Source organism: Actinomadura vinacea (genome assembly GCF_039532545.1).
Classification (GTDB): domain Bacteria; phylum Actinomycetota; class Actinomycetes; order Streptosporangiales; family Streptosporangiaceae; genus Spirillospora; species Spirillospora vinacea.
Genome location: NZ_BAAARW010000019.1, coordinates 61,112 through 84,152, shown reverse-complemented (window position 1 = coordinate 84,152; position 23,041 = coordinate 61,112). Strand labels below are relative to the sequence as shown.

The following is a 23,041-nucleotide window of genomic DNA, read 5'->3' as shown; positions in this document are numbered from 1 at the left end:
GCGGGACCTCGGCCATTCCTGGGGGGACGTACAAGGGTTGCGGCACGGTGGACATGGAAGCACAACAGGCTGCCGCGACTCCCACGAACGCCGAGTGGATGCGTTCTTCGCTCTCAAACCCAGGCCCCCGCACGCCTGAGCAAGTCGGGTCGGCGCAGATGGAACACCCGGTTCAAGAGCTGACGCATCCTCCAAGGATCACCGTGTGGTGAACCGGTACCTGGTCTGGGCGTGCGGTTGTTTGGCGAACGCGAGCACCTTGGCCGGTTCGATCCGGAACACCGCAGCCGCATTCCCGCCCGAAACGAAAACGCCGTCGCCGACATCGAAATGCCATTCACTGCCGTACTTGTCCTCGTACGCGTCAGGCAACCGCTGAAGCGTATGACGGTCGGTCACTCGGACGGCGGCGCCCTCCACAATGACGTCGAGGCCCTGCGCCCACGTGCTGCTGCCCGTGGTCAACGCAGCACCTGGATTCGTCCTCATGCAGGCTCGACCGGCCTCACAGCCGGCTCCGCGCCGCCGAGGTGGGTGGTGAGGAACTCGATCTGGTCGGCGACGAGCCGCTCGACCATGGGCGGGTGGTAGACGGTGAAGTGGTCGGCGTCGTAGTGCTTGAGTACGCCGCGCGGTGCGGAGGTGGCGACCTTGACCGCGATCTGGGGGTCGATGAGGTTCTCCCGGTCGCTCTGGCACACCAGCAGCGGGCAGCGGACCCGGGACGCGTGGGCGGAGGCGTTGTAGAACAGCATCTCCAGCCCGGCGGCGGCAGCGACCCGGTTGTCGAACTCATAGCCCGGAGGACAGACCGAGCTCCATCCCTCCAGTGCGCCCGGCTGGTTGACGAAGGCCAGCTCTCCGGGACGGCCGACCAGCGGAACGTACCGGCGCGGCCGACCGGACGCCGCGCGCACCAGGTCCGCGGCGATCGGCAGGGTGAACCGGGCCAGGTGTCGCAGCCCGGCGCGGGTGGCGATGGCGCGGCCGTTGAGCACGGGACACTGCACGACCGCGGCTGCCAATTCCGGATGGCGTGCGGCCGCGGCGACCACATGGCTTGCGCCGAAGGAGGTTCCCCACAGCGCCGTCCGGTCGGCGTCGAGTTCGGGTCGTGACTTCACGAAGGCCAGTGCGGCGTCGATGTCGCGTGCGTACCGGCGCGGACTTACGAGCTGACGGGGCTGCCCACCGGACTCTCCCAGGTGCCGGAAGTCGAACGCCAGCACCGCCAGGCCCGCGCCGGAGAACCACCTTTCGTACTGGTCGAGCATCATCTCGTGCGTTGCCCCGCCGCCGTGCACGAGCACGACGATCGGGTGGGATCCGGCCCGTTCGGGAACCGTCAGCCAGGCGGCGACCTGGTCACCGTCTGAGACAAAGGACGTACGCGTCGCCATCCGCCCGCTCCATTCAAGTACGGTGTACGTGTTCGAGTGAGAGTTAATCACGTACCTAGTACGTAATCAAGGAGGAGTCGCGTGCCCGCACCCCGGAAGTTCACCCGAGAGCAGTTGCAGGCCGCCGCGCTCGACCTGGTGGACGAGGCAGGGCTGGAGGCTCTCACCATGCGGAGCCTCGCCGGCAAGCTGGGCACCGGCCCGATGACGATCTACAACTACGTTGACGGCCGCGATGGGCTTGAGGGCCTGGTCACCGAGGCCGTGATGACCCAGGTGCACTGGGTCGATGCCCCCTCGGCCGACTGGCGGGCGCAGGTCGAGGCCATCGCTGAGGCGATGTGGCGGGCGGTGCGCGCCCATCCGGGCACCATCCCTTTGATCCTGACCCGGCGCAGTCTCGACACCGGGATACTCCGGCCCGCCGAAGCCCTGCTGACGGCCCTTGCCTCCAGCGGCCGCTCAGGTACCGACCTGCTGGTGGCCTTCCGGGTGGTGCAGGGCTTCATCATCGGTCTGGCGCAGGCCGAGCTCGACGGGCCACCGGAGGGCGCGGAGACGGTCACCGCGCGGGTGGCCGGACTATCCGAGGATCGGTTTCCGCACCTGGTCGAGATCTCACAGGCCGCGGGCGGCAGCGATCCGCAAAGTGAGTTCCGCGCCGGGATGAAGATCGTGATCGCCGGACTCGACGCCTGAGCGAACGCGGGCCCGGCCCCCATCACCTGCCGCCGCACCGATGAGTCCTGGCCGACCTGGTGGACGAGGTACCGCTCCCATGATCCACCCCTGCCGAAAGTCGGGGGCGGCGGGTGCCGTTCGGGCATGATCGCGCGCGGGGCCGGGCCGCCAGGGTGGGCCTATGCGAACCATGACGCGCACCATCGCCCTGGCCGCCGGGGCGTCCTGCCTGATGGCAATGGTGGCGGCCTGCGACTCCGCCAGGGCCGTCCCCGCCGCACGCTCGGCCGCCACGGCCGGGCCCGCCCGGTTCACGCTGCCCCCGCCGACCGGGCGACAGGCCGTCGGCACCACCGAGCTGCACCTGGTCGACCGGAGCCGGACCGACCCCTGGGTGGCGGGCCGGACCCGGGAGCTCATGGTCAGCGTGTGGTACCCGGCCGACCGGCGCGCCCGCCCGGCCCCGTACCTGCGTCCCGGGGTCGCCGCGACCCTTGACCGGCAGGGCGCCCTCGGAATTTTCAAGCCGGGCCAGGTCGACTGGACGGGCGCCCGCACGCACGCCGCTGAGGCCGTGCCCGCCGACGCGCGCGGCGCCGCCCGGCCGGTCGTGCTGTACTCCCCCGGCTTCGGCGTGCCCCGCGTGCTGGGCACCACGCTCGCCGAGGAACTGGTCAGCCGCGGCTACGTCGTGGTGACGATGGACCACACCTTCGAGACGGCCCCGGTGGAGTTCCCCGGCGGGCGCGTCGAACCGCAGCGGCTTCCCCCGCAGAGCCCCGAACGTCTGAGGACCGCCCTGGCCACCCGCGTCCAGGACACCCGCTTCGTCCTGGACCGGCTGGCCGCGCTGCACGCCGGCACCAACCCCGACGCCGGAGCGCGGCCGCTGCCCCGCGGCCTCGGCCGGACGCTCGACCTGTCGCGGATCGGTATGTTCGGGCACTCCGCCGGGGGGATCCAGGCCGCCGAGGCGATGCGAGTGGACGGGCGGGTGGACGCGGGCATCGACATGGACGGCACCATGCAGTACGCCGAGAACGACTTCGTCCCAGTCGCCAAGCAGGGCCTGTCACGGCCGTTCATGCTGATGGGCGCGGCCACCGGCGGGTCTCCGCAGACCCATCTGACCTCCCCGTCCTGGAGTTCGTTCTGGGAGCGCTCGACCGGCTGGAAGCGCGACTTGAACGTCCCGGCGGGCAGCCACTACACCTTCACCGACCTGCAAGCCATACTGCCCGTCCTCGACGAGCGGCTCGACATCCCGGTGGAGGCGCGCAGGAACTTCATCGGCACCGTGGACCCGGAACGGGTCATGACCTCGCAGCGGGCCTACGTCACCGCGTTCTTCGACCGGCACCTGCGGAACCGGCCCGGACGTCTCCTCGACCGGCCCTCACCCCAACATCCGGACGTCCGCTTCGTCCCTTAGCGGACGAGTCCGGCCGCTGGCGGTCCAGGACTTACGCAAGTGACAACGTTTCCCCTCCGGCGCCACTTGAAGTACACACGGCCGCTGCCCTGCTGAGCAGGTCACACGATCGCGTCGTCCTGCTTGACGCGAATAACGAGCCTGGCAAAAGCGTCCGCTGCGAGGATCAGGTGTCCGGCATCGGGCGCCTTGCTGTCACGGATGGCGACGGCTCCATCGACCTGCGCCAACTCAACACAGTCGGACTGGGCCGTGGTGCTCCCGCTGTGGCTGGCCTTACGCCATGTGATCATGAGTACCGCTCCATAGCCGCTTTCAGCAATCGCAAGGCTGCGTCCCTGGGGAGAGCGATGTCTCCAATGAGATCAAACCACACTCTAAACGAAGATATCTCTCCTGCATCCTGGATGAGTCGACCTCCCCCTGGGGCAACGGTGTAGACCACGTCAGCACCGTCCACCGACATGATCTTGAAGGAGCCATCTCGACCCGGATGAGCTCCCACAGATCTTGGTGCAACTCGTATGGTGATGTTGGGTAGTTGGGCCAATTCGACCAGGTGGGCGAGTTGTTCCTGCATGACTTCAGGCCCACCGACTGGTTGATCCAGGACACCCTCGTCGAGTATCGCCCATACTCTGGGCCGAGATCGCTTCTGCAGGCACGCCTGACGACTCACACGAGCCTGGACCGCGTCCTTTACGTTCTCTATCCCAGCCGCTTCGAACATGGCACGGGCGTAGCGCTCGGTTTGAAAGAGGCCGGGCACCCAGCCGAGTTCGTAGATCTTGTGATACGTCGCCTGAGCTTCGTGTTCCAGGTGGGTCTTGAACCATTCGCCGTCGTGTCTCGCCTTGGCGATCTTGATTAGCCGCTGGAAGAGCCCGCTCAGGTTCCATGCCCGGTCGAGCTTGATCGCGTGTGCGGTCTGAAGACGCGTGAAGCCGGATTCAACATGCGCGACCAGTGATCGATCGCGGTCGATGATCTCACCCACGGCAGCATGCGACAGGCCGCGCTCCTGACGCTGTCTCCGCAGCTCAACAGCTATGAGGTCCCACAGGTTGCCGTCCGGATCGAAGTTGGGCCGGGTACGCATCCCTTTTCCTCCCCGTGTTGAGCTTGCTTATCTCGCATAGCCAATTTACGTCGGCGGGGTCAATCTTGTCCCACGGAAGAGAAGAAAGGGATGAGGGACATGAGCGGCAAAGTCGAAATTAGTGGCGAATTGGACATGTGCTGTCTTGCCGCCTGGACGGCGCCGGGGCAGGTTCGGTCGTTGATCGAATATCGGCTCGCGGCGTGGGGGCTGGGGCGGCTGGTCGATGACGCGGTTCTGATCGCCGGGGAATTGGTCGCGAACGCGGTGGCGTGCACGCCGGAGCGGGAGATCCGCGTTCAGTTCGCGCGCGAGGAGGCTGCCGTGCTGCTGGCGGTGTGGGACTCGTCCGACGCGATGCCGGTGGTCTCACCAGTGAAGGAACTGACCCTGGACGACATCGAGCCGGATGCGCGGGCCCTGGACGACGGGCACGACGACGGCACGGGCGGGTGGGGGCTGCCGATCGTCCAGGCGCTCTCGGACGAGTGCGGAGTATGGCGGACGGAGCCGCTCGGCAAATGGGTGTGGACGCGTCTCAGAGCCAGATGATGTTGTTGGGAACGGGGGGCGTGGTCGACACAGCGGGCCCCCGGGGAACAGGTCAATCTGTGTAGAGGCCCTTGGCGCACATGTCGTCCGGGAGGGTGTCCACGGCGCGCATGTCATCCGGATCGAACCGCAAAGTCCATTGCTTCTCGGCCTGGACGGTGACCGTGTTCGGGCCGCTGAACTTCACCCATTGGATCGGTGTCCCGGCGTCCAGGTTGAAGCAGCCGAAATAGGCGCGCCGGCTGAACGGTCCTTCGGTGGTCTGCAGGTACACGCCTTCCACCGGGTCAATCACGTTCGCCGTATCGTGCACGACGATCCGGAACCGGCCGTCGGGCGACACCGCCGCCACCCGCTGGTCGACGTCGCGGAACATCAGGATGAACAGGCCGAGCCCGACGGACGGCAGGGCCGCCAGGCCCGTGCAGATGGCGAGGGCCGCCACCGTCCAGCGCCGCCACCCGTCCACCGTCAGCGCCGCCCGGATGCCCGCGAACCCGAGGACGCCCAGACCGCATGCCACGACGAACGGCAGCGCCCAGCGCAGGTCTCCGAGGACGATCCAGCGGAACGGGTTGAGCCAGACCAGCACCGGGGCGACGATCAGCAGGATCCCGGCGCTGCCCAGGCCGTAGGGGATTTTCATCCCGCTCCTTCCGAGATTTGGTGAATCCCATTGATCGTTCAGACGTAGATCGGCGGCCGCTGGTTGGGACAGGACGCCTGCAACCTTCGGGGAGGTGGATTCGTTGTCCAGATGAGGCCGCTGGATCCGCCCCGCGCGCCCGACACTTCTGGCGGAGGAGTAGAGATGGCTTCAATGGTCAACCGGCTCAAGCGTTTCCTGAACGGCCCGCAGGGCCGGCAGGCGCGCGCCCGCGCCGAGCGGATGGCACGCGATCCGCGCACGCAGGCGAAGGTGCGCGGGCTGCTCGCCCGGTTCCGGGGCGGTGGGCGCAAGCACCACTGATCTCGCGTTGCGGTTCCTATGCTGGTGGCCGTGAACGACGACTACTCGCACTGGGTGACCGTCCCCACGCGGTGGAAGGACAACGATCTCTACGGGCATGTGAACAACGTCGTGCACTACTCGCTGATGGACACCGCCATCAACGAGTGGATGATTACCGCGGCGGGCTTCGATCCGCGCGCCGCGGAGGCGATCGGCCTGTGCGTGGAGTCGCACTGCTCGTACAAGGCGGAGGTGTCCTTCCCTGACACGCTCGCGCTGGGCCTGCGGATCGGCAAGCTGGGACGCTCCAGCGTCCGCTGGGAGATCGGGCTGTACCGTTCGGACGGCACACTGATCGCCGAGGGATACTTCGTGCACGTCTTCGTCGAACGCGAGACCCGCCGCCCGATCGCCGTCCCCGAGCAGATCCGCGAAGAGATGCAGAAACTGCTGAGGGCCTTGTGAGTACGAGTACACGGGCGGCGGTGCTGGTGGAGTCGGGGCGGGGCTTGCCGTACGCGGAGTCCGCGCCGATCGAGATCGCCACGCTGCGGCTGGACCCGCCTGGCCCGGGGGAGTTGCTGGTCAAGGTGGGGGCGGCGGGGTTGTGCCACTCGGACCTGTCGGTGATCAACGGGTCGCGGCCGCGGCCGTTGCCGATGGCGCTGGGGCATGAGGCGGCCGGGGAGGTCGTGGCGGCCGGGGAGGACGCCGAGTTCGAGCCCGGTGACCATGTGGTGCTGGCGTTCGTCCCGGCGTGCGGGAGCTGCGAACGGTGCGTCGGCGGGCGGCCCGCGCTGTGCGGGCCGGGGGCGCGGGCCAACGGCGCGGGGACGCTGCTGGGCGGCGGGATGCGGTTCACCGCCGAGGACGGCACCCGCCCGTTCCATCACCTGGGCGTGTCGGCGTTCTCCGAGTACACGGTCGTGTCGTCGCGGTCGGCGGTGAAGGTCGATCGGGACCTCCCGTACGAGATCGCGGCGCTGTTCGGTTGCGCGGTGCTGACGGGGGCCGGGGCCGCGTTCTACAGCGCGGGCGTCCAGGCGGGCGACAGCGTCGCGGTGTTCGGGCTCGGCGGTGTGGGCTTGGCGGCGTTGCTGGCCGCCAAGGCCGCGGGGGCCGGGACGGTGGTCGCGGTGGACGTGGTGCCGTCCAAGCTGGAGCTCGCGCTGGGCTTGGGCGCCACGCACGCGGTCACCGGCGGCGAGGACGCGGTGGAGCAGGTGCGCGAGCTCACCGGCGGCGGCGCGGAGAAGGTGATCGACAGCACCGGTGTGGTGCCGGTGCTGGAGCAGGCGTACGCGGCGACCCGGCCCGGGGGCACGACGGTGACCGTCGGGCTCCCTGAGCCCGGGAAGCCGGTGTCGTTGCCGGCGCTCAGCCTGGTCGCCGAGGAGCGCACGCTGCGCGGCAGCTACCTGGGGTCCAGCGTGCCCCGGCGGGACGTGCCGCGCTTCATCGGCATGTACCGTTCCGGGGCCCTGCCGGTGGACGCGCTGCTGTCGCACCGGCTCACGCTGGACGAGGTCAACGCGGGTTTCGACCGGCTGCACGCCGGCGAGGCCGTCCGGCAGATCATCGTCCCTTAGTGCGGGGGCTCGTCCCGCTCCGGCGGGGCGGTGGCGAGCAGGGAGTGGCGGCGGCTGTAGAAGAAGTAGATCACCAGGCCGATCGCGAACCAGATGGCGAACCGCAGCCAGGTCTGCGTCTCCAGGAACGTGATCAGCCAGATCGAGAAGACCACGCCCACGGCCGGCACCACCGGCATCAACGGGGTGCGGAACTCCCGGGGCAGGTCGGGCCGGCGGTAGCGGAGCACGATCACCGCGATGCAGACCACGATGAACGCCAGCAGGATGCCGATGTTGGTGAGTTCGGCGGCCTCGCCGATCGGCAGGAATCCGGCGATCAGCGCCGAGCCGGCGCCGAGGATCCAGGTGATCCGGGTGGGGACCTTGCGGGTGGGGTGGGTCTTGGCGAACCAGCCGGGCAGCAGCCCGTCCCGGCTCATCGAGAACCACACCCGGGCCGCGCCCATCATGAACGTGAACAGGACGGTCAGGATGCCGAGGATGGCGCCCACCGCGATGATCAGACCGACGGTCTGCATGCCGACCGAGTCGAACGCCGAGGAGAACGCGGCGTTCGGGTTGATGTCGCGGTAGTCGACCATGCCGGTCAGCACCAGGCAGGCCAGCACGTACAGGACCATCGAGACGACCAGCGAGTAGACGATCGCCTTGGGCATGTGCCGGCGGGCGTCGTGGGACTCCTCGGCCGCCGTCGACATCGCGTCGTAGCCGAAGACGGCGAAGAACACCGTGGCCGCGCCGGTGAACGCGCCGCCCCACCCGAACGGGAAGAACGGCGAGTAGTTGGCGGTGTTGATCTTGAAGACGCCCACCACGATCACCAGCAGCACGATGCCGACCTTGAGGTAGACCAGCGCCGTCTCGAACCGGGCCGCGCTCTTCATGCCCAGGTTGAGGACGTAGGCGATGAGCAGGCACAGCAGCGCGGCGAACAGGTTGACCTTGTAGCTGCCGGACGCGACGCCCTCGGGTTCGGTGCCGGGCGCGCCGACCATCCACAGCGGCAGTTCGACGTCCATGAAGCCGAGCAGGTCGTTGAAATACCCGGAGATGCCGATGGCGACGACGGCGACGATGGCGGTGTACTCCAGCAGCAGGTCCCAGCCGATGAACCAGGCCGCGAACTCGCCGAGGACGACGTACCCGTAGGTGTAGGCCGATCCGGCCCTGGGGATGAGCCCGGCGAACTCGGCGTACGACAGCGCGGCGGCGGCGCTGGCGATGCCCGCCACCAGGAACGAGATGAGCACGGCGGGTCCGGCCTTCTCGTTGGCGACCGCGCCGGCCAGCGAGAAGATCCCGGCGCCGATGATGCCGCCGATGCCGATCGCGGTGAGCTGCCAGAGGCCTAGCGTCCGGCTCAGCCCGGTGGGTTCGCCGGTGTCGTCCTCGATGCGGTCGATGGGCTTGCGGCGGATCAGTCCGTGCAGTAGGCGGTTCAGCCCCTGCAGTGTCTTGGCGGCCATGGCGGTACCTCCTCCGGAGACCCCCGACCTACCCACTTCTCCTTCCCCGGTCGGGACGGCCGGGACGGCGGAGGCCGATCACGATTGGAGCAAGCTCTTGTTAGGGCTGTGCCGTCAGGCGAAGATGTGCCTGGCGAGGAGGCGTTCGAAGCCGGCCTCGAAGTGCTCGTAGTGCTCGCGCAGCCCGGGGCCGGGCCAGGCGGCGGGGAGCAGCGGCGGCGGCAGCAGCGGGTCGCGCAGCAGGTGCCGCAGGACGGCGGCCGAGACGGTGAACTGCTCGGCGAGGGTGTCCGCCCGGTCGAGGGCGGCGCGCAGGTCGCCGGCGGTGGCGGACCAGGCGTCCAGGTCCCAGAGGGTGGCGGTGAGCGCGTTCGGGTCCCCTTCGGGGCGTCCTTCCAGGAAGGTGCAGTGCCGCTGGACGATCTCGGGCCGTCCGGCACGGCTCAGGTTGGCCGGCCGCAGCCAGGTGCCCTCGCGCAGTTCCGCGAGGCGGAGCGCGGACATCGTCTGGCGGAGCGCGGCGCGGTCGGCGGGGGACCGGCGCTCGGCGGTGATGACGGCGATCTCCCAGGAGCCGTCCCAGGGCCGGGTGCGGGGGAAGCGGCTCTCGTCCTGCCGGGCCTGGCGGCGCCGCAGCCGGTCGGTGAGCTCGTAGTGCCCGTCGGTCTGGACGAGGTCGCCGGAGGCCACCATCCGCGACAGCGCCACCCGGATCGTGCCCTCGGCGATGCCGAACAGGTCGCCGACGCGGACGGCCTGGCGGGCGCCGATCCGGGGCGGGTGCAGGCCGAGGAGCGTGCTGAGGACGACCGAGCGCGCGGTCAGCGGCCTGAGTTCGAGAGTGTTCGCCATCTGGGGGAGGACCTTACCCGCTCATGGAAGTTACAGACTTTCTTTGCCTGTAGTAAAAGTGTAATGTCCGGGTATGGCGTCCTATCTGATCGAGCCCGTGGACCGGCTCCCGTTCGGCGGCCCGGACAAGGCCCGCCGGTACGCGTCCGAGCGCTACCAGGGGGCGGTCGGCCTCAACTGGTACACCTGCGACCCCACGCTGCGCTTCCTCATGCGCCGCCACCTCGGCGCCGGCGGGCTGGAATGGGCCGAGCCCAGGCTGGTGGAACTGGGCGCGCTGATGGGCGGGCCGATCGCCGAACGCGCCGAGGAGACCGACCGCAACCCGCCCCGCCTGGAGAAGTACGACCGCTGGGGACGCGACATCAGCCAGGTCGTGATGCCGCCGTCGTTCGAGGCCGCCCGCGCCGACCTGGTGGCGACCGGCTTCACCCGCCCGGACTTCCGCGCCGAGGCCAAGGCGGCGGACGTCGACCCGGCCCCGCTCTCGGTGGCCTGGAGCTACCTGCTCGACCAGGCCGACATCGGGATGGCGTGCGCGCTCGGCACCGGCGGCGACATGGTCGTCGGCCTCACCGAGCAGTTCGCCCCCGAGGACGTCAAGGCCCGGGTCCGGGAGCTGTTCGCCGCCGGGGAGTTCTCCGGCGAGGCCGCGCAGCTGCTCACCGAGCGTTCCGGCGGCTCCGACCTGGGCGCCCTGGAGTCCACCGCCACGCCCGGCGACGGCGACTCCTGGCGGCTGAACGGCTTCAAGTGGTTCGCCTCCAACGCCAACGGCTCGGCGTTCGTCGTCCTGGCCAAACCGGAAGGAGGGGTGGACGGCGTTCGCGGGATCGCGCCGTTCCTCGTCCTGCGGGAGCGGCGGGACGGCTCGCGCAACGGCATCCGCATCCGCCGCCTCAAGGACAAGCTCGGGACCCGGTCGGTCGCGTCCGCCGAGATCGAGTTCACCGACGCCGAGGCGTTCCTGCTCGCCCCGTCCTCCAGCGCCCCGGTCGAGGGCCAGGCGGGCGACGGCAAGGGCCTGGCCCGGATGATGGAGCTCACCAACGGCGCCCGGCTCGGCATCGCGACCATGGGGCTCGGCGTCGCGCGCCGCTCGCTGGTCGAGGCGCTGTGCTACGCGCGGGCCCGCGAGGCGTTCGGGGCACCGCTGTACGAGCAGCCGCTGATGCGCCGCAAGCTGGCCGAGCTGATCGTCGAGACCGAGGCCGCCCAGGCCCTCGTCTTCGACGGCTACCTGAGCCGGCCCCGGCTGCGGATCGGCGCCGCCCTGATCAAGCTGCGCGCCGCCCGGCTCGGCGTCACGGCGGCGAGCGACGCCATCGAGATCCACGGCGGCAACGGCTACATCGAGCAGTGGCCGGTGGCCCGGCTGCTCCGCGACGCCCAGGTCAACCCGATCTGGGAGGGCGGCGACAACATCCTCTGCCTGGACGTGCGGCGCGCCATGGAACGGGAACAGGCGCACCTGCCTTTCCTCGACCGGCTGGAGGAGGCCGCCGGGCGGGCCCCCGAGGGCGACGGCGCGACGGCCGGCCTCGTCCAGCGGCGGATCGGCGACCTGCGCGAGGCGATCAAGCAATGGCAGGGCCTCGACCGGGCCACCGCCGAGGCCCGCCTCTACCCGCTCGCGCAGTACATGGCCGACGTGTACGCGGCGGCGCTGCTGCTGGAGCAGGCCGGGTGGGAGCGGTCCGAGCTGGGCACCGACCGGAAGGCCCTGGTCGCGCGCCTGTACGCCGGCGCCCGGCTGGCCGACCGCGGCGCGCTGCGCGGGATCGACGCGCCGTCCGAGGACCTCGACCGCTTCAAGGACCTGGCGGACGGCAGTGTTTTTTTGCAATCCCGGCCCAGGGCGCTCGCCTAGCGGCTCGCACCCTGACCGTGCTTGGTGCGAGCGCGACATCGCTTCGCGATCTGGCCGGTGAGGCTCGCCTCCGGCATCGCCCCACCGGCCAGGTAGCGCGCTCGCGCGCGTGCCTGGTGCCACTTCGACACAGGCCCTGGACTCACCCGGGGAAGGGGGCCGTCGTCGTCGCGGCTTGCCGCGAAGGTATAGGAGCCGTTACCGCCACCGGTACGGCAGGGGGGCACACTGGGTCGGAACCACTGAAACGATGGACGCCGACACCGTCCGTCCGCTAGAGAAACCTGTTATGACCGCTTTGGTACTGGGTCCCCTGCTCCGGCACGTGTCCGAGAGGACGGCCACGATCTGGGTCGAGACCGACCGTCCCTGCGAGGTCCACGTGTCCACCGGGGCGCACGGCGTGGAGGCCGCCGCGCGCACTTTCACGGCGCACGGCCACCACTACGCGCTCGTCGACGTCGACGGGCTGGAGCCGGGCGCCCGGATCCCGTACACGGTCGCGCTGGACGGCGAGACGGTGTGGCCGGAGGCCGGTTCGCCGTTCCCCGCCAGCGAGATCCGGACGATGGCCCCGGTCGGGATGGTGCGGATCTCCTTCGGGTCGTGCCGCCGCTCGCCCGACCGGGCCGGGGTGCACGGCCTGGACGCGCTGTCCGCGTTCGCCTACCGCCTGGCGTCCACCGCCGGTGCCGTGCCCGGCGTCCCGTCCAGCGGCGTGGCCGCCGGGGACGGCGCGGTGTGGCCGGACGCGCTGCTGATGGTCGGCGACCAGATCTACGCCGACGAGCTCGGCGAGGAGATGCTCGCCTATCTGGACGAGCGCCGCGGCCCCGACACCGAGCCGAAGGGCGAGGTGGCCGACTTCGAGGAGTACACCAAGCTCTACGAGCTGGCCTGGCACGAGGACCCGGCCGTGCGGTGGCTGCTGTCGACGCTGCCCACGTTCACCGTCTTCGACGACCACGACGTCCGCGACGACTGGAACACCTCGCACGCCTGGCGCCAGGAGATGTGGAGGCAGCCCTGGTGGCGGGCCCGGATCACCGGCGGCATCGGTTCGTACTGGGTCTACCAGCACCTGGGCAACCTCTCCCCCGAGGGGCGCGCGGCCGACCCGGTGTACGCGGCGGTGCGCGCCGCGGCCGCGCAGGGCGCGGACGTCGGGAAGATCATCGACGAGTTCGCGGAGCGGGCCGACCGGGAGCCGGCCACCGCCCGCTGGAGCTACGCGCACGACTGGGGCGGCACCCGCCTGATCGTCGTCGACAGCCGGGCCTCGCGGCTGCTGACCGCCGACCGCCGCGGGATGCTGGACGACGACGAGTTCGCCTGGCTGGACGGGCGGGTCCAGGGCGGCATGGAGCACCTGCTGATCGCCAGCTCGCTGCCCTTCCTGCTGCCGCGTTCCATCCACCACGCCGAGGCGTGGAACGAGGCGATGGCCGCGGGGGCGTGGGGGAAGCGCAGCGCCCAGGTCGCCGAAGGGATCCGGCAGGCCGCCGACCTGGAGCACTGGGCGGCGTTCGACCGCTCGTTCCGCACGGTGTCCGAGTACGTGCTGGCCGTGGCGCGGGGCGAGCGCGGCACGGCCCCGGTGAGCATCTCGTTCCTGTCCGGCGACATCCACTACTCCTACCTCGCGCGGGTCACCAAGCCCGACACCGGCGGGACCGACGCGGCGGGCAGGGCCATCGGCGGGACGGCGATCACGCAGGTGGTGTGCTCGCCGCTGCGCAACCCGCTGGCCGGCAAGTTCCGCAAGGCCAACAAGGTCGCCGGCACGCCGCTGCTCCCGGGGATGTTCCGCATGCTGGCCAAGAGCGCGAAGGTGCCCGTGCCGCCGATGAAGTGGAAGATCACCGACGGCCCCTGGTTCGACAACTCCATCGCCACCGTCGAGCTCAGCGGCCGCCGCTGCCACGTGCGCTGGGACACCCCGAGCACCGCGACCGAACTCGTCGAGATGGGCCGCGCCCACATCTCCTGAGCGGACGACCGGCGCGAGGGCGTCCGCTCCGCCCCCTCGACGGAGCGGACGCACCTCGTCGGCCCATCGGCGCCCCGGCCCCTCCGAGGGGGCACGGGGCGCCGACGGCGTTCTTCAAGGCCGCACGTGCGGCGGCCGCGCCCCTGTTCAGCGGCCGCCGCATGCACCTTCTGACGGCGGTCCGGACCGATCATGACGCGGTTTGCGGAATCGACTTTCGCGACGGTGGGTGGTCATGTAGTAACAATGGGCAAGCCATTTTCCGGGCAAGACGGTAAGGAGTCATGTTGAGCGAGGCCGCGTCCAACCTGCCCTTGGCGGAGACCAGCGACGCGGTGCTCATCTCCCGGATCCGGGCCGGTGAAGTCGACGCGTTCGGGACGCTCTACGAGCGGCATGCCGGCGCCGCGCGCAGGCTGGCCCGGCAGCTGGCCGAGGGCGAGGCGGCCGAGGACGCGGTCCACGAGACCTTCGCCAAGATCCTCGATGTGCTCCGGCGGGGCGGCGGGCCGCGGTCGGGCTTCCGGCCGTACCTGCTCACGGCCGTCCGCCGCACCGTCTACGACCGGCACCGCAGGGAGCGGCGGCTGCAGTCGACCGACCGGATCGAGATGTACGACCCGGGCGTGCCGTTCGTCGACCCGGCGCTGGAGGGGCTGGAGCGCTCGATGGTCGCCCGGGCCTTCCAGTCGCTTCCCGAGCGCTGGCAGGCGGTGCTGTGGCACACCGAGATCGAGGGCGCCAAGCCCGCGGACGTGGGGCCGCTGCTGGGCCTGTCGCCGAACGGCGTCGCGGCGCTGGCGTACCGGGCGCGGGAGGGGCTCCGCCAGGCGTACCTCCAGATGCACCTGGACGACCCGTCCGCCGGATCCGACCCCGGGGCCACGGCGGCGGCGGTCGACGGGCGGTGCCGGCCCGTCCTCGACATGCTCGGCGCGTACGTGCGCGGCGGCCTCGCCAGGCGCGACTCGCGCACCGTCGAGCGGCACCTGGACGGCTGCGAGCGCTGCAAGGGCATCCACGCCGAGCTGACCGACGTCAACACGGCGCTGCGGGACGCGGTCGGCCCGCTCGTCCTCGGCACGGCGTCGGTCGCCTTCCTGGCCGCCAAGAGCGGCGTGACCGCGGGCGGCGCGTTCGGCTGGTGGCCGTGGTTGCGGTGGGTGGCCGAACGCCGCACGGGCATGGGCGCCGGAACGGCGGCGACCGCGGGCGCCGTCGCGCTGACCATGGTCCTGATGGCGGCCGATCATCCCATCGGCCAGGCGTCGCCGCCGATGGCCGTCCCCTCGGCGGCCGCCTCCAGGAACGCCGGGGGGTTGCCCGCAGGACCGCCGGCGGCCCTCAACGGCCGTCCCGGCGGCCCTCTGGTCACCGCGATCCCATCCGTCTCCCCCGGGCCCTCGGCCGCCGCCCCCGACGGCGGGGCCTGCACTCCTGGCGCCAAGCCTTCCCGGGACGGTCGCAAGGCCTCCAAGGGCGACAAGAAACGCGGCCACCGTCCCGGCGGACGCCCCGACGGCCGCTGCGGACCTCCCGGCAGGCGCCTCGGGACGGAGCACGGCGACGCCCGTCCCGGCAAGCCCCCCAGGGGACGCAAGGACGGGCCACCCCACTCCAAGGCCAAGCCGAAGCCAAAACGCGGGCACCAGCAAGAACACGGGCACGGGAACGGGAACGGACACGAGTCCGATCACGGACATGGGCACGGTCACAAGCCTCGGCCCCGGTGAGAACGGCCGGATCGGCCCGCGCCGACTTTCGGGCGGATTTCGCCGACTATCCCGGCCGGGGCCCGGTATTAGACGCGGTTCATCGCCCGTCACCCGGCGCGATGGCTGATCACCAAGGTGTCATGTCACCGATGTGCGGCTGAGCATCATGTAAAAATCATGTGCACTCATTAGGGACAGACCGGAACGGCTGGTAGCGTCCGCCTGACACCTCGATCAGGAACCGAACGATCATGGGGCGAGGCCGTGCCGTGGCGCGGCATCGCACGGCTTGGCGCGACCCGGACCCGCGGCGCTCGTCCGCCACTGGCGAGTACCAGGGCAGGGCGCGGATTTGCGAGTATGGGTGACTCGCGCATGGCTAAGTGTCATGAAAGAGTGGCGAATCGCCGTATTGGCCTACGAGGCTTACGGGCTTCACTACGCTATAGGGGCCCGGGGTCTTTCTCCGGCCCACGTCCCCAGAGCAGGAAGGGGAGACCGCCTGAAGATGGTCACCCGCGCGACCCTGACCGAGGAGTGGGCTTCCAGAGAGGTCCCGTGTTGAGGAAAGGCGATGTCGGATGGATCGCTGCGCGCTGTTCGTAGACGCCGGCTACCTGCTGGCCGACGGCGCTATGGCGGTGCACGGAACCCGCCATCGTGAGACCGTCTCGTGGGACTTCGGCGGCCTCCTGCAGCTGCTCGGCAACCTGGCCCGCGAGCGCACCGGCCTCCCGCTGCTGCGCTGCTACTGGTACGAGGCCACGGTCGAGGGGCGGCGCGGCCCCGAGCACGAGGCGCTGGCCGATCTGCCCGGGGTCAAGCTGCGGCTGGGCCGGATCCGTCCCGGACGGCGCGAGGGCGTCGACTCCGAGATCCACCGCGATCTGATGACGCTGGCCCGCAACGGCGCGCTGGCCGACGCGGTGGTGGTCAGCGGCGACGAGGACATCTCCCAGATCGTGCTCGACGCGCAGGACTTCGGCGTCCGCGTCACGATCCTGCACGTCGCCACGGACGGCAACTGGACCATCTCGCGGTCGCTCCGCCAGGAGTGCGACGACCTGATCGAGATCGGGCCGGGGCATCTGCGGCCCTACGTGAGCGTGCTGGCCGGGGAGAGCCCGGCCATCGCGGCGCCCACCGGATCGGGCACCGGGGCGGGCGCCATCGGCGCGCTCGGCGCGGGTTCCGTGCCGACCGCCGCCCCGCTCTCCAACGGGCACGGCTCCGGCTCCTCGATCGGCCCGCTCCACGGCACCGGCTCGCACAACAGCCCGCCCCCGTCCACGCCGCTCACCGGGCCGCTGTCGCCGGCCGAGCAACCCGCGCCGTCCGGCACGGGTTCGGGCCCCGGCCTGGGCTCGGGTCTGGGCTCCGGTTCGGCCTACGGCTCGGCCTATGGATCCGACACCGGCTCGGGTTACGGCCTTTCCGCCGGCTCCGGCTCGGGCTACGACACCGGTTCCAACCCCGGCTTCGGCACCGGTACCGGCGACTCCCGGGGCGGATACGGCTTGGGCACGACCGGCTCCGGTTACGGCTCGCCCTCCAATCCGGGTCTGGGCCCTGGCGCGACGAACTCCGACCTCGGCCACAGCGGCCTCAACGGCTCCAACTCCGGCCTCGACACCGGTGCCAACCCGCTCCCGGGCACAGGGCTGGGCATGGGCACGGGTGCGAACCCGCTTCCGGGCACAGTGCCGGGCACCGGCACGGGCGCGAACCCGCTCCCGGGCGCGGGCAACGGCATCGGTTCCAACGGTTCCGGCGCGTCACAGCTCCCGCCCCTGTCGTCGTCGCCGCTGCACGCCGCGCCCACGTCCAGCCCCAGCACCACCGGCCCCCTCTCAGGGCCGTCCACGACCGGGCCTCTCTCAGGACCGTCCGTGACGGGCCCCGCCACCGCCGCGCCGCCGCCGCAGACGGGCAGCGGCCCGCAGTACCTGCCGCCCACGCCACCGCAGCAGCAGCCGCCCGTGCGGCCGTCCGGTCCCTACACCGGGCCGCAGCAGGTCTCGCCGATCCCGGCCGTGCAGCAGAACTCGCCCACGCTGGCCGACGCGGTCAAGGCCGCCCATCAGGAAGGCCAGGACTTCGGCGAGTCCGTCGCCCGCGACGCGCCCGCGCTGTGGCTGGAGGCCGTGCTGGCCCGCAAGCCGCGGATGCCGTCCGATCTCGAGGCGCGGCTGCTCCAGGGCTCCTCGCTCCCCATCGACTTCCTGCTGCACGACGAGGTGCGGCACGCGCTGCGCCGCGGCTTCTGGGACGCCCTCGAACGTTCCCGCAGGTGATCCTTGACCACTCGTACAGTACGCGTAGGTAATTCGCGATCCTCCTCGATTCACCCGCTTCGCTCGCCGAGCGACGGGTAGCGTTGAAGCGTGACGCATGTGACGGAAGACGATCTCGACGACCTGGAGTTCGACACCCTGCGCACGGGCGATCACATCTCGGCGGCACGGCGGCTCTCCGAACTCGCCGAATCGGTGTCCGGCGGGGTGTCCCGTGCCAACGTGCTGCTGCGGGCGGGCGAGCAGTGGCAGCACGCCGGCGATCACGCCCGGGCCGCCGAGCTCTACCGAACGGCCATCGAGGACGGCGGCGAGACCTACGGCGACCCGCGCGCCTACCTCGCCGACGCGCTGTTCGAGCTGGGCCAGGCCGACGAGGCGCGCAAGCTGGTCGAGCAGATCCGCGCCGACAAGCCCCGCGACCCGGAGGTCTACCGGGCCGTCGCCGAGGTGCTGTACGCCCAGGGCGACGCCGTGGGCGCGCACGAGTGGGCCACCACCGGCGCCGACGTGATCCTCGCCCTGCGCGACCGCGCGGTCGGCATCGGCGCGGGCACCGACACCACGCCCGAGGACGAGAAGGCCTCGCTCACACCGGGCCCGGACGACGTGGCCCTGGCCGAGGACAGCCTGGAGGCCCTGCTGCGCCTGCGCTACCGGGCGCGTGTCGACCTGGGCCGCGACGAGGACGACTACGACGCCCTCCTCGACGACCTCCTGAAGAACGCCTGACTCCCGTCCCTTCCAGGGCACACGGACCGGGCCGGGCAGCCTGGGGCTCGGCCTGGGGCTCAGAGAGAGGCGATGAGGTCCTTCAGGGCGCGGGCGAGTGAGATGCCCCGGGACGGCTCGGCGACCGGCCAGCCGCGCAGCCGCGCCTCCCGTACGGCCTGATCGTCGCTCTCGCCGCCCCTGGCGTCCCCGCCGTCCTTCAGGCCGCGCAGGTAACCGCAGGGCGCCTCGGGCCAGTCGGGCGGCACCGGCACCGCGGCCTCGTCGTGATCGTGCCGGTGCCGGGCGGTGCGGGGCAGCTCGGCGTCCAGGAAGACGAAGCCGCCGATCTTGCGGTGCGCGGCGCGCTGCGCGAGGGCGATGCCCGGCAGCAGCGGCCCGGCGCCGCCGTGCGCCACCAGGACCAGCGGCGCGGTGGGGGCGGTGGCGGAGATCACCAGTGAGGCGCGGGCCACGTACCGCGGCCCCGAACTGTCGGGGACGTCCGGCGTGATCACGTCCAGGCCGTGCAGCCGGAGCATCTCGGGCAGGTCGCCCCAGGCGCTGGGACGGGCGTACGGCGCGTGCAGCAGCACGAGGGTTCCGGGGGTCACGTCACCTCCCGTGAGCCACGGTACCGCGCGGTGTGACGGCCGCCGAGGGCATGCCCGTCCCCACCGGAACGTCCGGGGCGCCCAATAGGGTGCAGGGTGTGAGCGAACGTGATGACCTGCTGGAAGAGATCAAGTCCAAGGCCGTCGTGCACGGCGATTTCGTGCTCTCGTCGGGCAAGCGCGCGTCCTGGTACGTGGACCTGCGCCGGGTGACGCTGGACGCCGCCGCGGCCCCGCTGGTGGGCCGGGTGATGCTGGAGGCGGCCGCGGACCTGGACTTCGAGGCCGTCGGCGGGCTCACGCTGGGCGCCGACCCGGTCGCCACCGCGATGCTGCACGCCGCCGCCGCCCGCGGGCGCGCGCTGGACGCGTTCGTGGTCCGCAAGGCCGGGAAGGCGCACGGGCTGCAGCGCCGCATCGAGGGTCCGGACGTCGCCGGGCGGCGGGTGCTGGCCGTGGAGGACACCTCCACGACCGGGAACTCGGTGCTGACGGCGGTGGAGGCGCTGCGCGAGGCGGGGGCCGAGGTCGTCGGGGTCGCCACGATCGTCGAGCGGGGCGCCGCCGACCGGATCGCCGCGGCGGGGCTGGCGTACCGCCATCCGTACACGGTCGCCGATCTGGGCGTGCCGGGCACGACCTGATCGAAGGGCGGTGCCGGTCAGCGGTCCGGGACGAACCACTCGCCGCGCTGACCGGCGGCCTTTCCCGGCTGCTTCCTGCCGTAGATCACGACCTCCACCGAGCCGGCGTTGGCCGCGACGACGGAGAGGGGGGCCTGCTCGTACTGGCGGACCTCGCCGGTGTTGAGGATGCCCTGCTGGAGCACCTCGCCACCGCCGGAGACCCGCACGTAGACCTGGGTGGCCGCTCCTGTGACACGGATGAGCAGCGGCGTCGTGGACGCCGCTCCGGCCCGGGCCGTCCCGGTGGTGCGGGCGGAGGCCGATTCGCTCACCGTGGGCTCCAGCCGACCAGGGTCGGTCGCCCCGGCGGGATCCGCCGAGCCGGAATCACTGGAGCTGGAGGTCAGCGCGTTCACCAGCGCCATACCACCCGCTGCCAATAGCCCTAAAGCGAGCAGCACGGCGACGGCCGCTATGAGTATGCGCGCAAGACCTCTTGGGTCCGACCGATGACGTCCCACATGGGGAGGTTAGCGATAACTGTCACTGCTGAGCGACGGACGTGACTCTTCAGAGCCATTCTTATTCGTACCGTTGCCCCTCCGGCCGCGTCCGCGCCGCATCTCGCGGACGATCGGGATGACCGACAGCAGCAGGACGACCGCGACGCCGGGCAGGATGTAGCGCTCGATGTCGGGCACCGACTCGCCGAGGAAGTGCCCGGCCAGGAACAGCGCCTCGGTCCAGATCAGGGCGCCGACGACGTTCCAGACGAAGAACCGGCGGCGGCCCATGTCGAGCATCCCGGCGAGCGGGTTGAGGAAGGTCCGCACGATCGGGATGAAGCGGGCCAGGACCACGGCGCGGGCGGGGCCGAAGCGTTGGAAGTAGAACTCGGCCTTCTCGACGTACTCGTGCTTGAAGATCCTGGAGTCCGGCCGGTCGAAGAGCCGGCGGCCGTAGCGGGCGCCGAGCCAGTGCCCGAGCTGGGCGCCGAGCACCGCCGCGATCGGCCCGCCGATCAGCAGCCAGGGCAGCGAGAGCGGCTGGAACTCCTGGCCGTTGACCGTGGACACGGTGGTGAGGATCCCCGCCGTGAACAGCAGCGAGTCACCCGGCAGGATGCAGCCGAACAGCAGCCCGGTCTCGGCGAAGATGATGGCCAGCACGCCGGCCGTGGCGAACGTGCCGAACAGCTGGAGCCATGCGGTGGGGTGCAGCCACTCGGTGATGTCCAGAGGAATGAGCTCCACACCTGCGAGAATACCCCGCGGCCTGCCGGGAATCCCTGAGCCGAGGCTCCCCCGGCCTGCCGGATGCGGTCTGTACGCTTTTGTACGCCTCTGCGGGGAACGTTGGGAGTGCCCGCCATGTCCGGGGTCGTCCGAGCGCGTCCCGGCGCACCTCCGCGCTTCTGCGCCGTTCGGGCGGGGGCATGGCGGACGCCGGGCCGGGTTATCCGGGATACTGGCGGCTGTGGAGCCCACCCTTCATGGCGGGTGTGGACGGATGCCCGAAGGCACCGCTGCGTAAGAAAGGACGAAAAATGCCCATCGCAACGCCCGAGGTCTACGCGGAGATGCTCGACCGCGCCAAGCAGGAGGGCTTCGCCTACCCCGCCATCAACGTCACCTCCAGCCAGACGCTGAACGCGGCGCTGCGCGGCTTCGCCGAGGCCGAGAGCGACGGGATCATCCAGGTCTCCACCGGAGGCGCCGAGTTCCTGTCCGGCTCCAGCGTCAAGGACATGGTGGCCGGCTCCACCGCGCTGGCCGAGTTCGCCCGGGTGGTGGCCGCCAAATACCCGGTCAACATCGCGCTGCACACCGACCACTGCCCCAAGGACAAGCTGGACGGGTTCATGCGCCCGCTGATCAAGATCTCCCAGGAGCGGGTGGCGCGCGGCGAGGAGCCGCTGTTCCAGTCGCACATGTGGGACGGCTCGGCGGTGCCGCTGGAGGAGAACATCCAGCTCGCCGCGGAGCTGCTGGAGGAGTGTGCCAAGGCCCGGATCATCATGGAGATGGAGATCGGCGTGGTCGGCGGCGAGGAGGACGGCGTCGCCAACGAGATCAACGAGAAGCTCTACACCACCGCCGGTGACGCCCTGGCCACCGCCGAGGCGGTCGGCGTGGGCGAGAAGGGCCGGTACATCCTGGCCGCGACGTTCGGCAACGTGCACGGCGTCTACAAGCCGGGCTCGGTCAAGCTGCGTCCCGAGGTGCTCAAGGAGATCCAGGACGCGGTCGGCGCCAAGTACGGCAAGGACAAGCCGTTCGACCTGGTGTTCCACGGCGGCTCCGGGTCCACGCTGGAGGAGATCCGGGAGGCGGTGTCGTACGGCGTGATCAAGATGAACATCGACACCGACACCCAGTACGCCTTCACCCGCCCGATCGCCGAGCACATGTTCCGCAACTACGACGGCGTGCTGAAGGTCGACGGCGAGGTCGGCAACAAGAAGCAGTACGACCCGCGCTCCTACGGCAAGGCGGCCGAGACGAACATGGCCGCCCGCGTGGTCGAGGCCTGCCAGAACCTGCTGTCGGCCGGCCAGAAGATCAAGTAGTCCCGCGGACCGGCCGGCGGACCCGCGCGGCCCGCCGGCCGATGCCCGTCTTGGCCCCTTTGTTACCCGTTTCGCCCCCGTCCAAGGGTTCGTTGTCTGACACAACCCGGATAGGCTCGGGCGCGTGGTACTGCCCCGCAACTACGACTCCCAGAACTGCTCGATCGCGCGCTCCCTGGAAGTCGTCGGCGACCGTTGGACGATGCTGGTGGTCCGCAGCGCCTTCGAGGGCGTTCGGCGCTTCGACGACTACCAGGACGTGCTCGGGATCGCCCGCAACGTGCTGACCGACCGGCTCACCCGGCTCTGCGAAGAGGGCATCCTGCGGCGAGTGCGCTACCAGGAGCGTCCCGACCGCTACGAGTACCGGCTGACCCGCAAGGGCGTGGAGCTGTGGCCCACGATGATGACCCTGATGCGGTGGGGCGACCGGCACTACGCCCCCTCCGGCCCGCCGGTGGTCGTCTCGCACCTCGGCTGCACCGGCGCCCTCGGCGAGAATCTGACCTGCGACGCCTGCGGCAAGCGGCTGCAGCCGAACGAGGTCGAGGCCCGTCCCGGCCCCGGCGCGGGACTCTGACCCCCGCGCCGATTACCTCCCGCGTAGTTGCGTCACAAAACCTACT

Annotated in this window: 24 protein-coding genes; 14 read left to right on the top strand and 10 right to left on the bottom strand. The window is 70.8% G+C overall.

Translation table 11 applies throughout. The features are described from left to right. Positions 1 to 198: 198 nt before the first annotated feature. Complete coding sequence (locus ABD340_RS24085) at positions 199 to 465, bottom strand: hypothetical protein (protein WP_344591787.1); 267 nt, start codon at positions 463 to 465, stop codon at positions 199 to 201. Between the two features lie 20 nt (positions 466 to 485). Continuing rightward, positions 486 to 1,400, bottom strand: a complete 915-nt coding sequence (locus tag ABD340_RS24080) for an alpha/beta hydrolase (protein ID WP_344591786.1) — start codon at positions 1,398 to 1,400, stop codon at positions 486 to 488. An 81-nt stretch (positions 1,401 to 1,481) separates the two neighbouring features. Between ABD340_RS24080 and ABD340_RS24075 the strand changes: the two genes are divergently transcribed. Together ABD340_RS24075 and ABD340_RS24070 are read left to right on the top strand one after the other, a co-directional pair. Beyond that, positions 1,482 to 2,099: a TetR/AcrR family transcriptional regulator gene (locus ABD340_RS24075; protein WP_344591784.1), complete on the top strand. Its 618-nt coding sequence runs from the start codon at positions 1,482 to 1,484 to the stop codon at positions 2,097 to 2,099. A gap of 163 nt (positions 2,100 to 2,262) precedes the next feature. Continuing rightward, positions 2,263 to 3,513 carry an alpha/beta hydrolase family protein gene (locus ABD340_RS24070; RefSeq protein ID WP_344591782.1) on the top strand — a complete coding sequence of 417 codons (1,251 nt, stop codon included), beginning with the start codon at positions 2,263 to 2,265 and terminating at the stop codon, positions 3,511 to 3,513. Between the two features lie 101 nt (positions 3,514 to 3,614). On the opposite strand, the gene ABD340_RS24065 is transcribed toward ABD340_RS24070, so the two are convergent. Together ABD340_RS24065 and ABD340_RS24060 are read right to left on the bottom strand one after the other, a co-directional pair. Beyond that, entirely contained in the window at positions 3,615 to 3,806 is a 192-nt protein-coding gene (locus ABD340_RS24065; RefSeq protein WP_344591780.1) for a DUF397 domain-containing protein, read from the bottom strand. Beyond that, positions 3,803 to 4,612, bottom strand: coding sequence for a helix-turn-helix domain-containing protein (locus ABD340_RS24060; protein ID WP_344591779.1), 810 nt, complete (start codon positions 4,610 to 4,612; stop codon positions 3,803 to 3,805). Before ABD340_RS24060 ends, ABD340_RS24065 begins: the two co-directional genes overlap by 4 nt. Before the next feature lie 99 nt (positions 4,613 to 4,711). On the opposite strand from ABD340_RS24060, the gene ABD340_RS24055 reads away from it, so the two are divergent. Then, a complete protein-coding gene (locus ABD340_RS24055) occupies positions 4,712 to 5,164 on the top strand; it encodes an ATP-binding protein (protein ID WP_344591778.1) in 453 nt (150 codons plus the stop codon). 52 nt (positions 5,165 to 5,216) lie between these two features. Here the strand turns inward: ABD340_RS24055 and ABD340_RS24050 are convergent, their stop codons facing one another. Then, positions 5,217 to 5,810 carry a hypothetical protein gene (locus ABD340_RS24050; protein WP_344591777.1) on the bottom strand — a complete coding sequence of 198 codons (594 nt, stop codon included), beginning with the start codon at positions 5,808 to 5,810 and terminating at the stop codon, positions 5,217 to 5,219. 165 nt (positions 5,811 to 5,975) lie between these two features. Here ABD340_RS24050 and ABD340_RS24045 point away from each other — a divergent pair, with 165 nt between their 5' ends. From ABD340_RS24045 to ABD340_RS24035, 3 genes are read left to right on the top strand one after another with little or no spacing between them, the layout of a single operon-like run. Continuing rightward, positions 5,976 to 6,134, top strand: coding sequence for a hypothetical protein (locus ABD340_RS24045; protein ID WP_344591776.1), 159 nt, complete (start codon positions 5,976 to 5,978; stop codon positions 6,132 to 6,134). A gap of 30 nt (positions 6,135 to 6,164) precedes the next feature. Then, positions 6,165 to 6,581 (top strand): acyl-CoA thioesterase, encoded by a 417-nt coding sequence (locus ABD340_RS24040; protein WP_344591775.1) that lies wholly within the window; start codon positions 6,165 to 6,167, stop codon positions 6,579 to 6,581. Next, positions 6,578 to 7,705 (top strand): zinc-dependent alcohol dehydrogenase family protein, encoded by a 1,128-nt coding sequence (locus ABD340_RS24035; RefSeq protein ID WP_344591773.1) that lies wholly within the window; start codon positions 6,578 to 6,580, stop codon positions 7,703 to 7,705. Before ABD340_RS24040 ends, ABD340_RS24035 begins: the two co-directional genes overlap by 4 nt. On the opposite strand, the gene ABD340_RS24030 is transcribed toward ABD340_RS24035, so the two are convergent. After that, on the bottom strand, positions 7,702 to 9,174 hold the full coding sequence (locus tag ABD340_RS24030; RefSeq protein WP_344591772.1) for an amino acid permease: 1,473 nt from the start codon (positions 9,172 to 9,174) through the stop codon (positions 7,702 to 7,704). The two genes, ABD340_RS24035 and ABD340_RS24030, sit on opposite strands and share 4 nt — an antisense overlap. A gap of 114 nt (positions 9,175 to 9,288) precedes the next feature. Beyond that, entirely contained in the window at positions 9,289 to 10,026 is a 738-nt protein-coding gene (locus ABD340_RS24025) for a PaaX family transcriptional regulator C-terminal domain-containing protein (RefSeq protein ID WP_344591771.1), read from the bottom strand. Between the two features lie 73 nt (positions 10,027 to 10,099). Between ABD340_RS24025 and ABD340_RS24020 the strand changes: the two genes are divergently transcribed. From ABD340_RS24020 to ABD340_RS24000, 5 genes are all read left to right on the top strand, one after another. Then, positions 10,100 to 11,896 (top strand): acyl-CoA dehydrogenase family protein, encoded by a 1,797-nt coding sequence (locus ABD340_RS24020; RefSeq protein WP_344591770.1) that lies wholly within the window; start codon positions 10,100 to 10,102, stop codon positions 11,894 to 11,896. Positions 11,897 to 12,146: 250 nt separating this feature from the next. Then, the gene (locus ABD340_RS24015; RefSeq protein WP_486303565.1) at positions 12,147 to 13,886 is read left to right on the top strand and encodes an alkaline phosphatase D family protein; all 1,740 of its coding nucleotides are present in this window, start codon (positions 12,147 to 12,149) and stop codon (positions 13,884 to 13,886) included. Between the two features lie 284 nt (positions 13,887 to 14,170). Beyond that, complete coding sequence (locus tag ABD340_RS24010) at positions 14,171 to 15,619, top strand: sigma-70 family RNA polymerase sigma factor (protein WP_344591768.1); 1,449 nt, start codon at positions 14,171 to 14,173, stop codon at positions 15,617 to 15,619. Between the two features lie 563 nt (positions 15,620 to 16,182). After that, a complete protein-coding gene (locus tag ABD340_RS24005; protein WP_344591766.1) occupies positions 16,183 to 17,895 on the top strand; it encodes an NYN domain-containing protein in 1,713 nt (570 codons plus the stop codon). 90 nt (positions 17,896 to 17,985) lie between these two features. Next, a complete protein-coding gene (locus ABD340_RS24000; RefSeq protein ID WP_344591764.1) occupies positions 17,986 to 18,627 on the top strand; it encodes a tetratricopeptide repeat protein in 642 nt (213 codons plus the stop codon). Positions 18,628 to 18,686: 59 nt separating this feature from the next. On the opposite strand, the gene ABD340_RS23995 is transcribed toward ABD340_RS24000, so the two are convergent. After that, positions 18,687 to 19,220, bottom strand: coding sequence for a hypothetical protein (locus ABD340_RS23995; protein WP_344591763.1), 534 nt, complete (start codon positions 19,218 to 19,220; stop codon positions 18,687 to 18,689). A gap of 98 nt (positions 19,221 to 19,318) precedes the next feature. Here ABD340_RS23995 and pyrE point away from each other — a divergent pair, with 98 nt between their 5' ends. Continuing rightward, positions 19,319 to 19,864 carry an orotate phosphoribosyltransferase gene (gene pyrE, locus ABD340_RS23990; RefSeq protein WP_344591762.1) on the top strand — a complete coding sequence of 182 codons (546 nt, stop codon included), beginning with the start codon at positions 19,319 to 19,321 and terminating at the stop codon, positions 19,862 to 19,864. A gap of 17 nt (positions 19,865 to 19,881) precedes the next feature. Here pyrE and ABD340_RS23985 read toward each other — a convergent pair whose 3' ends face one another. Together ABD340_RS23985 and ABD340_RS23980 are read right to left on the bottom strand one after the other, a co-directional pair. Continuing rightward, entirely contained in the window at positions 19,882 to 20,271 is a 390-nt protein-coding gene (locus ABD340_RS23985; RefSeq protein ID WP_344591760.1) for a RodZ domain-containing protein, read from the bottom strand. A 105-nt stretch (positions 20,272 to 20,376) separates the two neighbouring features. After that, on the bottom strand, positions 20,377 to 21,099 hold the full coding sequence (locus tag ABD340_RS23980) for a DedA family protein (RefSeq protein WP_344591759.1): 723 nt from the start codon (positions 21,097 to 21,099) through the stop codon (positions 20,377 to 20,379). Between the two features lie 293 nt (positions 21,100 to 21,392). Here ABD340_RS23980 and fbaA point away from each other — a divergent pair, with 293 nt between their 5' ends. Further along, positions 21,393 to 22,415 (top strand): class II fructose-bisphosphate aldolase, encoded by a 1,023-nt coding sequence (fbaA, locus tag ABD340_RS23975; protein WP_344591758.1) that lies wholly within the window; start codon positions 21,393 to 21,395, stop codon positions 22,413 to 22,415. Positions 22,416 to 22,539: 124 nt separating this feature from the next. Next, positions 22,540 to 22,995: a winged helix-turn-helix transcriptional regulator gene (locus ABD340_RS23970; RefSeq protein WP_344591757.1), complete on the top strand. Its 456-nt coding sequence runs from the start codon at positions 22,540 to 22,542 to the stop codon at positions 22,993 to 22,995. Positions 22,996 to 23,041: the final 46 nt, after the last annotated feature.